Source organism: Natrinema sp. H-ect4, from assembly GCF_041894845.1.
Taxonomy (GTDB): Archaea; Halobacteriota; Halobacteria; order Halobacteriales; family Natrialbaceae; genus Natrinema.
In genome coordinates this window covers 172,516-185,531 of record NZ_JBHDYC010000002.1, presented here as the reverse complement: position 1 = coordinate 185,531, position 13,016 = coordinate 172,516, and the positions used below count along the sequence as shown (strand labels likewise).

Below are 13,016 nucleotides of genomic sequence, written 5' to 3'. Positions count from 1 at the left end.
AAGCCCATCGGCCGTCTCTCTCGAGACTCGCGAAGTCGAAATTATCGCTCTCCCTCGACACCGATCTCGCTCTCGAACTGTGCGAAGAAGTCGTCCATGAACTGTCGTCGCGAGTCGCCGAGACGCCGTCCCGGCGCGGTATACAGCTCGTTTAGACGCTCCCGGCCCCACTCCCGGAGGAGCGTGATGTCGGGACGGTCCGACGAATCCGCTCCGGACACCGATGCATCGTCGATGACCGCGTACTTTTCACCGGCGCTGCCCGACCGCTCGCCGACGATACAGGCCATTCGAACGATACCGCGCGCTCCAGCGGCGTCTAACTTGTCCGCATCGAAGAGCAGTTTGGCCTCGAGCGTCTCCGGCTCCGGAGAGTTCGCCCGAATACTGTGCGCCCGAATGCAGTGTGTGATCGCGTCGATTCGATCCGCCGTCACTCCGTCCGTCTCGAGAAGCTCCGCGGCTTCGGCCGCGGCCCACTCGTCGTGATCGTCGATCGCTCCCGTTCTTTCCCGCGGGCGACCGATATCGTGTAACCATGCCGCCGCGGAAAGGACGGCGCTGTCGACCTCGCTCTCACAGTCCGCTGCTAACCGAATCGATACGTCTCTGACTCGGGCGGCGTGGAACTGATCGTGCGCCGGAAGGGCGTCGTCGTAATAGGGCTTCGACAACTCTCGAGCACGGGAACCCAATTCCTGCGGCATTATACAACTGGTGACTCTTTGACGGGAAATAATTGTTCTGGAGCGTTCGGATGGCACTCGGAGGGCGCGGGTAACCACGTCCGAGGACGCCGCCCCGCGAGCCCCAATGCTTTCTCGAGGGGGCACGTACTGACGCCCATGTACGAGTCCATTCTGGTCGCGACCGACGGGAGCGAGGCCGCGGCGACCGCGGTCGATCACGCAATCGCGCTCGCCGAGCGCTTCGACGCGCCGCTGTACGGCATCGCCGTCGTCGACGAGCGCACCGAATACGATACCGGTATCGTCGATCCCGAAGAGGCACGCCAGCACCTTCAAGAGCGCGCGGCGGGCTGGCTCGAGGAACTGGAGTCGACGGCGACAGAGGCCGGCGTGACCGTCGAGACGACCGTTCAGTCCGGCGTTCCCCACGAGGAGATCCTCGACGAGGCGGCCGATCGGGACGCCGATGCGATCGTTCTCGGTTCCCGCGGCCGCTCGTCGTTCAGAGGGGCGCTACTCGGGAGCACCGTCGACAGAGTCGTCAGGATCGCGGCCCGGCCCGTGCTGGTCGTCGGTGGCGGCGAGCGGGTCGGTGACCGGTCGAACAGCGAGTCACCGCGCAACGCCGACGGGAGCGATGTCTGAGTGGGGTCGAGCGGAGGGAGAACATTTACCTCTGCTGTCGTATGAAATAGTCGTATGTCACTGCTCGTTCCATTCGACGGGTCGAAGTTAGCGACGAAAGCGCTCGAGCGAGCCGACGCGTTCGGCGACCTGCTCGACGAGGCGGTCATCGTGCTGACAGTGATTCCGGACGATGCCGAGTACGCGCGCGATCGCGGCTGGATCACGCAGGGCGAGCCGTTCGATCCGGACGCGATCGCGACGGGAATGCAGACCCGGGCCGAGGAGGTCGCGCCGGAGGCGACCGTTCGGATCGAGCGGGTCAGTTCCGATGAGCCCACTGCGACATCGACGACGAACGTCGTCCGCGAGATCCGACGGATCGCCGGCGAGATCGAGGCCTCCGTCGTCTTCATCGGCTCCGAGAACGCGGGGTCGGTCATCGCGCCCCAGTCGAGCGTCGGGAGCCCGGTCGCGAACGACCACCGATACGACGTCTACGTCGTTCGCGAACCAAGTCACGAGATCGATCCCGAGGAGATGGCCGATATCGATTCGACCCAGGACGATCTCTGATCGGCCCGAGGAACGTCACCTCGAGCAGCGGGATCGAGATCCGTACACTGCACGGCGATTGGGAGGAACGTTTATTCCTCTGACCGACTACCGTTCGGACGATACATGGTCGAACGGAACGGGCCGGATCGAGACGCGTCCGCACTGACCGGCTCCCCCTACAGTCCTCCCGACTCCTTCATCGAGCAGGCGAACGTCACCGATCCGACGCTCCATGAGACGTTCGAGAGGAACTGGCCGAACTGCTGGACGCGTGCGGCCGACCTCCTCTCGTGGGACGAGGCGTACGACACCGTCCTCGAGGCGGCGGACGCCCCGTTCTATCGCTGGTTCGCGGACGGTCGGCTCAACGCCTCGTATAACTGTCTGGATCGCCACCTCGAGTCGGGGCGCAAGAACCACGCCGCGATCCGCTGGGAGGGGAAACAGGGCGAGCGCCGGACCTACACCTATCGGGATCTCTACGTCGAAGTCAACGAGCTCGCGGCGGCCCTGTGCGACCTCGGCGTCGCGGAAGACGATGTCGTGACGATCTACCTGCCGATGATCCCCGAGTTGCCGATCGCGATGTTGGCCTGTGCCCGGATCGGTGCACCCCACAGCGTCGTCTTCGCCGGTCTCTCCGCGGATGCGCTCGCGACGCGGATGGATGCCGCGGACAGCGAGTTTCTCATCACCTGCGACGGCTACTACCGGCGGGGTGACGCCTTCAACCAGAAGAGCAAGGCCGACAACGCTCGCATCGACCTCGAGCAGGACGTGCGAACGGTCGTCGTCGACCGGCTCGGCGACGACCTCCCACACGTCCTCGGAGACGGCGAGTGGGACTACCACGAGCTTCGCGACGAGTTCGCGGGCGAAACGGTCGAGCCGGTCTCGCGCGACGCGGAGGACATGCTGTTCTTAATGTACACCTCTGGGACGACCGGCGAGCCAAAGGGCGTCGTCCACTCGACGGGGGGCTATCTCGCTCACGTCGCGTGGACGACGCACGCCGTCCTCGACGTCAAACCCGAAGACACCTACTGGTGTGCGGCCGACATCGGCTGGATCACGGGGCACTCCTACATCGTCTACGGGCCGCTCGCGCTGGGGACGACGACCGTGATGTACGAGGGGACGCCCGACTATCCCGACCGAGACCGACTCTGGGAGATCGTCGATCGGAACGCCGTCGACGTCTTCTACACCGCGCCGACGGCGATTCGTGCGTTCATGAAGTGGGGCTCGGACTACCCCACGCGCCACGACCTCTCGTCGCTGCGCCTGCTCGGCACGGTCGGCGAGCCGATCAGCCCCCGGCCCTGGAACTGGTATCGCGAACACATCGGGGGCGGGGACTGTCCGGTCGTCGACACCTGGTGGCAGACGGAGACCGGTGCGGTGACCATCTCGACGCTGCCGGGTATCGACGAGATGAAACCGGGCTCGGCGGGGCCGCCGTTGCCGGGGATCGACGCCCGCGTCGTCGACGCGCAGGGCGAGCAAGTCGCTCCCGGCGAGGCCGGCTACCTCACGATCGAGCGCCCGTGGCCGGGGATGGCGCGGACGCTGTACGACAACGACGAGCGGTTCGTCGCGGAGTACTGGCGGCGCTTCTCCGATCCCGAAACCGACGACTGGCGCTACTTTAGCGGCGATACGGCTCGAGCCGACGACGACGGCTACATCACCGTCCTCGGCCGGGTCGACGACGTAATCACCGTCTCCGGCCACCGACTCGGAACGATGGAGATCGAGGGCGCGATCGCCGACGTCCACGGCGTCGCCGAAGCCGCCGTCGTCGGCCGCTCGAGCGAGACCGAGGACACCGAGATCTACGCGTACGTCAGCACCGAGAGCGGCCACGAGTCCGACGCGACGATTCGGCGGGCGATCCTCGAGAGCATCGAATCCGCGATCGGCCCGATCGCCCACCCCGCGGAGTTGATCTTCACGCCGGAACTGCCCAAGACCCGCTCGGGCAAGATCATGCGCCGCCTGCTCGAGGACGTCGCCAACGGCGAGGAGTTGGGTGATACCAGCGCGCTCCGCAATCCGGAGATCGTCGGCGAAATTCAGGCCGAGATCGGCGACGAGAGCGACTTCGACTGATCTCGTTTCGCAGAACCCAGTATCGCGAAACCAGGACTATCCGCTCTCACCCGTCGAATCAGGCGAACGGTTACGACTATCGACGAGAGGCGATACAATTATGTTCGCGTCTCCAGAACGAGCGAACCATGAGTCTCGAGGGGGGGACCGAGACGGTACTCGAGCGTCGGGAGTACGAGTCGCTTCTCGACGCCGCCGAAACCTACCGCGAGGCGCTGGTGATCCGTCTCTGTGGCGACGTCGGGCTCCGACCGCCCGAACTGGCGCGGCTCACGATCGGCGATATCGAGCAGGTTCGGATCGATCCGCCGCGGTACCTGATTCGGGTGTCGACCGACGACGGCGCGCGGGACCGGACCGCGTACCTGCCGACCCGCGTCGAGCGCGAACTCCGACGATATGCCCGGAGTAACGATCTCTCGAGCGCCGATCGGATCTTTTCGGTCACGCCCCGTCGGCTCCAGATGCTGGTCTCGGACGTGGCCGAGCGAGCGAGCGACCTGTCCGACGAGGCCGGGCTCTCCGACGCCTCCACGAGCGACCTCCGGCAGTACTTCGCTCACACTTCCCTGGCCGAACACGACATCAACCCCCGGGTCGTCAAGACTGCGGGCGGCTGGCGCAGTTTCGAGGCCCTCGAGTCCTATCTGCCCGAGCCGACGGACGCCGAGATCGTCGACGCGTTCGATGCCGTCGAACGACCGTCGGGGGCCGACCGCGGACGATCGGGTGGTCGATCCGGGCCGGTGGTGGGCGACGACAGCGTCATCCGCCTGTTGCTGGCCGCAAGCGACCGATACGCGCTGCTCCGACTCGACGCGGACGGCTACGTCGAACGCTGGAATCGCAGCGCGGCCGCGATGTTCGGCTACCGGGCCGGCGAGATCGTCGGCACGCACGTCTCGACGTTCTATCCCGACGGCGCCGTCGAGGACGGCGCTCCCGAGCGGGCTCTCTCACAGGCCCTCGAGGAATCGGGCACCGAAACCGACGGGTGGCGCGTCCACGAGGACGGGTCGCAGTTCCGTGCGACCGAGGTCGTCTCGCCGCTGCGGGACGATCGGGGGGACCACCGGGGGTTCGCCGTCTTCGTCCGCGACGTCACGGCCGCACACGAGGAGTTAGCGAACGCGCGCGAACAACGCGACGAGCTCGATGGACTGTACGCCGTCGCCGGCCAGCACCGCGCCGTGACCCACGCGCTGCTCGATTCGACCGACCACGAGGAGATCGAGACGGCGACCTGTGGAGCGCTCGCCGACGGTCGAGCCTACGAGTTCGCGTGGATCGACCGCGCGACGGTGTCGGATCGCCGCCGCGAGTGGCGCGCATCTAGCGGGATCGATCCCGACGCGGTCGAGCGGATCGCCCCCGACGAGTGGGACGACGAGGAGCCGATCGCCGACCTCACGGACGCGACCGCGGTGTCCGATGACCGCTACGGGGACCGAACCGTGCTCGTCGCAGACGACGTGACGGCGACGCTCGAGGCCGATTCGTTCGAGAATGACGCGTTCGAGGGCACCGTCGCCCGGATTCCGCTGGCGTACGGCGATACCGTTTACGGGACGCTCTCCGTCGCGACCGAGCGCCCGGCGGCGTTCGGCGACGACGAGCGCGCGTGGCTTGCGACGATCGGTCGGCAGGTCGGCTACGCGATCGCTGCCATCCGCCGCCGGAACCTCCTGCTGTCCGACCGGGTGACCGAACTCGAGGTCGTCTGCCGCGACGATCGGTCGTTCTTCGTCGACGTTTCGCGCCGACTCGATTGTCGGTTCGAACTCGACTCGCTGGTCCCGATCGACGAGTCGACGCAACTCTACTACGTCCGCCTCGAGGACGCGTCGCCGGCCGACGTCTTCGACCTTGCCGACGACGAGCCCGGGATCGAGGACTGTCGGCTGGTCGAGACCGACGAGGAGGGCTGGCGCATCGAAGTCGTCGTCGACGGCTCCTGTCCCATCGTGACGCTCACGGAGTACGGTGTGACGGTTCACGAGGCGGTCTTCGAGGGCGGCACGGCGACGATCACCGGCGATTGCGCCGTCGACGCGGACCTTCGGACCATCGTCGACGGCCTCCGATCCGCGTTTCCGGACTCCGAACTGGTCGGAAAACGCGAGACCGAGCGGGCCGTCCAGACCGCCCGCGAGTTCCGAGAGGGGCTCGAGGATCGACTGACGGACCGACAGGAAGCCGCGCTCCGGGCGGCGTATTTCGGCGGCTACTACGACTGGCCCCGGGAGAGCACGGCCGAGGAAGTCGCGGACGCGATGGGCGTCTCCTCGCCGACGCTGCACAACCACTTGCGGAAGGGCCAACACGAGTTGCTTCGGACGTTCTTCGACGACCCGGGCGAGTAGTCACGGCGTCGCGAGGGATCGTCACCTGATCCGATGGGGGGCTACGTCTCTAGAGGTGCCATTCTATCCCCGCACGAAAATGTAGTATAAAAGCCCGCTTCGAGGGAGATCAGCTCGTTTCGCTCTCGATTCGTCCCGTTCGAGCGAGCGACGACCGAATATCAGGTCCTAATACAGTCAATATATGCTAGGTTCCCTTCCGCGTATCGGGTCGATTTTGCACAACTAGAGGCCGTCTTTACTATGCTCGTTAGAGATTGATTGGGTGTACCATGTCACAGGACAATGCCGATCTCGAGGCGCGACTCGAAGAACAGGAGGCGTTCGAGCCTCCCGAGTCGTTCGTCGAGCAGGCAAACGTCACTGATCAGGGGATCTACGAGGAGTTCGAGGAGAACTGGCCGGAGTGTTGGGAGCGTGCCGCCGACCTCCTCTCGTGGGACGAGGAGTACGATACGGTTCTCGAGGACGGGAACGCCCCGTTCTACGAGTGGTTTACCGGCGGTAAACTCAACGCGTCGTACAACTGCCTCGACCGACACATCGAGGAGGGGCGGGGCGACAGCGTCGCCATCGAGTGGGAGGGTGAACTCGGCGAGACGCGCACGTACACCTACGACGAACTGCTCGACGAGGTCGAGGACTTCGCGGCGACGCTGCGAGACCTCGGCGTCGAGGAGGACGACATCGTCACGCTGTACATGCCGATGGTTCCGGAGCTGCCGATCGCCATGCTGGCGTGTGCCCGCATCGGTGCGCCACACAGCGTGGTCTTCGCCGGCTTCTCGGCCGACGCGCTGGCCACCCGGATGAACTCGGCCGACAGCGAGTACCTCGTCACCTGCGACGGCTACTACCGTCGCGGCGACGCGCTCGATCATATCTCGAAGACCAACGAGGGTCTCGAGGGCGTCGAACACGAGGTCTCCGACGTCGTGGTCGTCGACCGACTCGGTGACGACCTCGATCACGAACTCGCGGACAACCAGCACGACTACGACGAGCTCGTGGCCGACCACGAGGGGTCGACGGTCGAGCCGGTCCCGCGCGACGCCGAGGACATGCTGTTCCTGATGTACACGTCGGGAACGACCGGCCAACCGAAGGGGGTCAAACACACCACCGGCGGCTACCTCGCGTACACGGCCTGGACGAGCCACGCGGTACTGGATATCGAGGCCGACGACACCTACTGGTGCTCGGCCGACATCGGCTGGATCACCGGCCACTCCTACATCGTCTACGGACCGATGGCGCTCGGCACGACGAGCGTGATGTACGAGGGGACGCCGGACTACCCCGACAAGGACCGGCTGTGGGATATCGTCGAGCGGAACGAGGTCGACATCTTCTACACCGCGCCGACGGCGATTCGCGCGTTCATGAAGTGGGGTGCCGAGTACACGGAGAACCACGACATCTCGAGCCTCCGCTTGCTCGGCACCGTCGGGGAGCCGATCAACCCGCGTGCGTGGAAGTGGTACTACAAGCACATCGGCAATGAGGAGTGCCCGATCGTCGACACCTGGTGGCAGACGGAAACCGGGGGGATGATGATCACGACGCTACCGGGGGTCAACACCATGAAACCGGGCTCGGCGGGGCCGCCGCTGCCGGGGATCGACGCCCGCGTGGTCGACGCGCAGGGCGAGGAAGTCGACGCGGGACAGGCCGGCTACGTGACGGTCAACAACCCCTGGCCCGGCATGCTTCGCACGCTGTACGACAACGACGAGCGGTTCCTCGAGGAGTACTGGCAGGAGTACTCCGACGAGGAGGCCGACGAGTGGGTCTACTTCCCCGAGGACGGCGCGAAGATCGACGACGACGACTACATCACCATCCTCGGCCGGGTCGACGACGTGATCAACGTCTCCGGCCACCGGCTGGGAACGATGGAGATCGAGTCGTCCGTCGTCGGCGTCGAAGGAATCGCCGAAGCCGCCGTCGTCGGCGGCGACCACGAGGTCAAAGGCGAGGCCGTCTACGTCTACGCCATCCCCGAGGACGGCTACGAGGACAGACACGCCGAACTCGAGGAGAAGGCCATGTCGGCCGTCCTCGACTCGATCGGGCCGATCGCCAAGCCCGAAGAGATCGTCTTCACGCACGAATTGCCCAAGACGCGCTCGGGCAAGATCATGCGCCGCCTGCTCGAGGACATCGCGAGCGGGAACGAACTCGGGAACACCTCGACGCTGCGCAATCCCGATGTCGTCGACGACATCGCGGAACAGGTCGAAACGGACTGAAGCGGTCCGTTGAGAACTATCTCTTCGAACTGAACGAAACAACGACACGAACTGAAACACGATACACGAAACCATGTCAGACAAAAACAGACACGATATGAACGACGATACCCACCAGATAGCGACCGACGGTGGGATGAGCGACGTCGAGCGCGAACGACAGATCGACTACATGGACGTCGAGATCAACCTGTTGAAGCCGGCGACCCCGTTCATGCGGGATCACCTGAAGATCATCTGGATCGGCTTTGGCATCTGGGTTTTGACGACGTTCGCACCGATCACGGCGACGCGTCTCGCACCCGATCTGATGACGCAGACGATGCCGCTCATCGGATTCCCGCTTCACTACTTCCTGCTCGCGATCGTCGGGCCGGGTGCCGCGCTTGTCCTCTCGGTGTGGTACGCGCGAAAGCGGGATCAAATCGACGAGAAGTACGGGATCGAACAGGGCGTTGCCGAACCGGAGACGACCGACACCGACTCCGTCCCGGACGACGCGGCCGCGACTGACGGAGGTATCGACGAATGATCGACGGCGCACCGATGCTGGCGGACCTCGCGATCGGAGCGATGGAGACGATACCGTTGCAGTCGAGCGAAGCACTGCTTCCGGAGGACCTGAACGTCTCGTTCAAGCTTCTCCCGGCGATCATCGTCATCGGGATGATGGGGCTGTTCATCGTCGCCGGCTTCATGTTCCAGGTTGCTGACACGGACGACATGTGGGTCGCCGGTCGGTCGATCGGGAACATCGAGAACGGGATGGCCATCGGGGCCAACTGGATGTCGGCTGCGACGTACCTCGGCGTGGCCGCGACCGTCGCGATTTCAGGGGTCTACGGCCTGGCGTACGTCATCGGCTGGACGACGGGCTACTTCATCCTGCTAATCTTTATGGCCGCCCAGATGCGGCGGTTCGGGAAGTACACCGCGCCGGACTTCGTCGGCGACCGCTTCAATTCCGACGCCGCGCGCGCCCTCGCGGCGCTCACCACGTTCCTGATCGGCTTCGTCTACGCGCTCGGTCAGGCTCGCGGGATGGGGCTCGTCGGACTGTACATCCTCGGCGACTGGTCGGCGATCACCGGCGGCGCGCTGTCCGCCTACCAGACGATGATGGTGATCTTCATGGTCATCACCGTCGCCTACCTCTCGCTGTCGGGGATGCTCGGCGCGACTAAGAACATGGTCCTGCAGTACATCATCCTCATCGTGGCGTTCCTGCTCGGACTGGTCGTGACCGGCTGGTCCGGCGGCTTCACGACGGTACTTCCGCAACTCGAGTACGGAACGATGATAGATACCCTCGGGAGCGAGTTCTCCGCCCCGTTCGCGGGCGGCAGCTACTACCTGTGGGTCGCAACCTGTTTCAGCCTGGTCTTCGGGACCTGTGGACTGCCCCACGTGCTGGTCAGGTTCTACACGGTCAAGAACGAGCGAGTCGCCCGCTGGTCGTGCACCTGGGGGCTGTTCTTCATCTCGCTGTTGTACCTCAGCGCGCCCGCCTTCGCCGCTGTCGGAACCGCGCTGTACGGCGAAGAGGTCGGTGCCGTCTACGGCGACCCCGGCATGACCAGCGCGGCCGGTGACGTTCTCGTCGTGTTGGCCGCACAGCTCGCGGGCCTGCCGTCGTGGTTCGTCGGCTTCGTCGCAGCGGGCGGCATCGCCGCGGCCGTGGCGACGACCGCCGGCCTGTTCATCGCCGCCTCATCGGCGATCTCCCACGACATCTACGCGAACATCATCAACGAAGACGCGACCCAGCGCCAGCAGGTGCTCGTCGGTCGCCTGAGCATCATCCTGATCGGTCTGCTCACGATCATCTTCGCACTGAACCCACAGCAGCCGATCGCGGCGCTCGTCGGGTTCGCGTTCTCGCTCGCGGCTATCGTGTTGTTCCCAATGTTCTTCCTCGGTCTCTGGTGGGAGAACACGAACCGGCCGGGTGCGCTCAGCGGGATGACGACCGGCATCATCGTCTGGTTCATCCCCATGTTGAACGAGGGGAACTTCGGCCTCATCGACGGTGGACTCGCCATCGACGTCATCTCGACGTGGATGCCCGCCATCGGCTCGGCGCTCGTCGGCACGCCCATCGTGTTCGCGGTCACGATCATCGTCTCGCTCGTGACCAGTGAACCGCCCCTCGAGACCAAACAGATGGTCCGGCAGTGTCACAGTCCGGACCCGATGCCGAGGGACAAGACCGCGGCGGACATCGTCGCCGAGAAGAACCGAGACGGAAACGCACCTGCGGATGACTGACCATGTACGAACGAATACTCGTTCCCACCGATGGGAGCAACGTCGCTGAGGCAGCGGTCGACCAGGCGATTGATATCGCCACGAAATACGACGCGGAAGTCCACTCGCTGTTCGTCGCCGACACGGACGCAATCGCGTACGGGTTAGGGACCGAACAGGTCGACCGGATCCGACAGGGTCAGTTCCAGGGGATGACCGAGCTGCGCGAAGACGCCGAGGCGGCGACCGGCTACGTTACGGACGCCGCCGAGGCGGCCGGCCTGACTGGCCACGAGCGTCACGCCGGCGGCCAGCCCCATCGGATGATCGCCGACTACGCCGAGGACAACGACATCGACCTCATCGTGATCGGCAGTCACGGTCGCTCCGGCGTCCGCCGGGCGCTGCTCGGGAGCGTCACCGAGCGCGTGCTCCGCTCGACGACCGTCCCCGTGCTGGTCGTCGACTACGACGACGAGGACTGACTCGGACGCACAAGACTGACGGACGACCGACTCCATTCTTTCGACATGCCACGACACCACTGCCCACGGACAGGAGGATCGCCGCAATGAGCGTCGTTGATCGCTTGCGCGAACACGTCGAGGAAAACGGAACCGGTATGGTCTACGATCTGCTATTCGCCGTCGTCTGGGTCGCGATAGTGAGCTTCCTCTTCGATTTCGTCTTCGTCGATGCGCCCAGGTGGGTGTTCTACATGTTCATGCTCGCCGGCATCGTCGCCTACTTCGGCTTCTTCTTCTCGCTCGAGCAGGCGAACCAACAGTGAGGACGGGCGGTGGTCCCGCTTCGGCACGGACTCCCCGTTCGATCGCGTCTCAGACGGACTGACAGCAGACCGTCTCAGTCGTCCTCTCGAGCCGCGACCGCTCGCTGGCGGAGGCGGAAACAGAGGAGGGCGACACCGGCGAAAATGATCGGTGTTAGCAGATCTGACGCGGATCCTGACAGGGCGGGCTGAACGGTCATTCCGGCCATGACAGCGAACAGCAGCGCCAACAGTCCGGCGATCGGAACGACGAATCCCTCCGTGAACGTCGACCACCGCTCGTCGTTCGGCTCGTTGCTCATACGGTTCGTTGGGTGCGTGCTAACTAATATCCATGCATTCCCGCACTCCCGCTCTCCTCGAGCGCCCCAGTGTGTCGAGTACTCGTTCTCCCCTCGTTCACCGGTTGCGCTCAGTCGATGAGTGGTCGCCGACGGTGAATTCACCCCTCGTAGAATTCGTCGACTTCGGCGTCTGGGAACGCCGGCGTCGCAGCGGAGACGTACTCGAGCGTTCGGTCGCCGGTGTTCTCGAGGCCGTGTTCGGTGTTCGCCGGAATGTGGACCAGATCGCCGGCCTCGACCGCGCGCTCGTCGTCGCCGACGGACATCACGCCCTCGCCGGAAATGATGACGTAGACCTGTTCTGGATCGTGTTCGTGGCGAACTTGCCGTGCACCTGGCTCGACGTCGACCCAGGTGATCGTCAGGTCCGTCTCCGACGCGTCCCGCTGGGAGTGCAGAATGTGGGACACGAGTCCGTCGTCTCGGCTCAGTGCCGGCGCATCAGATTTGTGTACCGATCGCATATCAGTAGAATATACCGAAGAGCAGTTAATTCTACCTTCGCGTTTCAGAATCGCTACTTGTCCCAGTACTCCGTCTCGTCATCGATGCGGTAGTAGCCCTCGAGCGACCGGTCGTCGCGACCACCTGGCGGCGAACCGACGAAGACGCCGAATTTCTTCATCTCTGGGTAGACCGTGATATCCGGCTCGTTCATCGTCGACATCGCCAGATATCGGAGTGGTTCGTCGCCGTCGTTGACGACCCGATGGCCGCCGCGCTCGTCGGCGGGAAAGGTGACGTAGTCGCCGGCCGTCAGGGGCTCGAGGCCGTCTTCCGTTTTGAGTTTGCCGTCGCCCGCTAGCACGTAGATCGCTTCCTCGTTGGCCGTGTGGTAGTGGTAGGGCCACGAGCGCATCCCGGGCGGGAGTTCATAGAGGCTGCAGCCGAGGTCCGAGGCGTCGACGGCGGTGGAGAGTTCCTTCCGCCGGAACGCTGTTTGCTCTCGATCGTACTCCTTCCAGTCGACGGTCGACTCGTTGATCGTTTCCATACCATCTATCACTCACGTCAATTACGTATAACTTCGTGTCGGC

At 64.7% G+C, this 13,016-nt stretch carries 13 protein-coding genes; 9 read left to right on the top strand and 4 right to left on the bottom strand.

Annotation, left to right across the window (positions count from 1 at the left end):
• Positions 1 to 41: 41 nt before the first annotated feature.
• The gene (locus tag ACEWFR_RS03755; RefSeq protein ID WP_374059776.1) at positions 42 to 707 is read right to left on the bottom strand and encodes an HD domain-containing protein; all 666 of its coding nucleotides are present in this window, start codon (positions 705 to 707) and stop codon (positions 42 to 44) included.
• 138 nt (positions 708 to 845) lie between these two features.
• Between ACEWFR_RS03755 and ACEWFR_RS03750 the strand changes: the two genes are divergently transcribed.
• From ACEWFR_RS03750 to ACEWFR_RS03710, 9 genes are all read left to right on the top strand, one after another.
• On the top strand, positions 846 to 1,334 hold the full coding sequence (locus tag ACEWFR_RS03750; protein WP_374059775.1) for a universal stress protein: 489 nt from the start codon (positions 846 to 848) through the stop codon (positions 1,332 to 1,334).
• A 54-nt stretch (positions 1,335 to 1,388) separates the two neighbouring features.
• Positions 1,389 to 1,889, top strand: coding sequence for a universal stress protein (locus ACEWFR_RS03745; protein WP_374059774.1), 501 nt, complete (start codon positions 1,389 to 1,391; stop codon positions 1,887 to 1,889).
• Positions 1,890 to 1,994: 105 nt separating this feature from the next.
• Positions 1,995 to 3,983, top strand: a complete 1,989-nt coding sequence (gene acs / locus ACEWFR_RS03740; RefSeq protein WP_374059773.1) for an acetate--CoA ligase — start codon at positions 1,995 to 1,997, stop codon at positions 3,981 to 3,983.
• Between the two features lie 128 nt (positions 3,984 to 4,111).
• Positions 4,112 to 6,346, top strand: a complete 2,235-nt coding sequence (locus ACEWFR_RS03735; protein WP_374059772.1) for a bacterio-opsin activator domain-containing protein — start codon at positions 4,112 to 4,114, stop codon at positions 6,344 to 6,346.
• A 272-nt stretch (positions 6,347 to 6,618) separates the two neighbouring features.
• Positions 6,619 to 8,598, top strand: coding sequence for an acetate--CoA ligase (gene acs, locus ACEWFR_RS03730; RefSeq protein ID WP_374059771.1), 1,980 nt, complete (start codon positions 6,619 to 6,621; stop codon positions 8,596 to 8,598).
• Between the two features lie 73 nt (positions 8,599 to 8,671).
• On the top strand, positions 8,672 to 9,130 hold the full coding sequence (locus ACEWFR_RS03725; protein ID WP_176548087.1) for a DUF4212 domain-containing protein: 459 nt from the start codon (positions 8,672 to 8,674) through the stop codon (positions 9,128 to 9,130).
• Positions 9,127 to 10,866, top strand: a complete 1,740-nt coding sequence (locus ACEWFR_RS03720; protein WP_374059770.1) for a cation acetate symporter — start codon at positions 9,127 to 9,129, stop codon at positions 10,864 to 10,866. The genes ACEWFR_RS03725 and ACEWFR_RS03720 overlap by 4 nt, the downstream gene beginning before the upstream one ends.
• A 2-nt stretch (positions 10,867 to 10,868) precedes the next feature.
• Positions 10,869 to 11,330 (top strand): universal stress protein, encoded by a 462-nt coding sequence (locus tag ACEWFR_RS03715; RefSeq protein WP_374059769.1) that lies wholly within the window; start codon positions 10,869 to 10,871, stop codon positions 11,328 to 11,330.
• 86 nt (positions 11,331 to 11,416) lie between these two features.
• Positions 11,417 to 11,635, top strand: a complete 219-nt coding sequence (locus tag ACEWFR_RS03710; protein ID WP_374059768.1) for a hypothetical protein — start codon at positions 11,417 to 11,419, stop codon at positions 11,633 to 11,635.
• A gap of 74 nt (positions 11,636 to 11,709) precedes the next feature.
• Here ACEWFR_RS03710 and ACEWFR_RS03705 read toward each other — a convergent pair whose 3' ends face one another.
• From ACEWFR_RS03705 to ACEWFR_RS03695, 3 genes are all read right to left on the bottom strand, one after another.
• Positions 11,710 to 11,937: a hypothetical protein gene (locus ACEWFR_RS03705; RefSeq protein WP_374059767.1), complete on the bottom strand. Its 228-nt coding sequence runs from the start codon at positions 11,935 to 11,937 to the stop codon at positions 11,710 to 11,712.
• Between the two features lie 140 nt (positions 11,938 to 12,077).
• A complete protein-coding gene (locus ACEWFR_RS03700; protein WP_374059766.1) occupies positions 12,078 to 12,443 on the bottom strand; it encodes a cupin domain-containing protein in 366 nt (121 codons plus the stop codon).
• 53 nt (positions 12,444 to 12,496) lie between these two features.
• On the bottom strand, positions 12,497 to 12,973 hold the full coding sequence (locus ACEWFR_RS03695; RefSeq protein ID WP_374059765.1) for a cupin domain-containing protein: 477 nt from the start codon (positions 12,971 to 12,973) through the stop codon (positions 12,497 to 12,499).
• Positions 12,974 to 13,016: the final 43 nt, after the last annotated feature.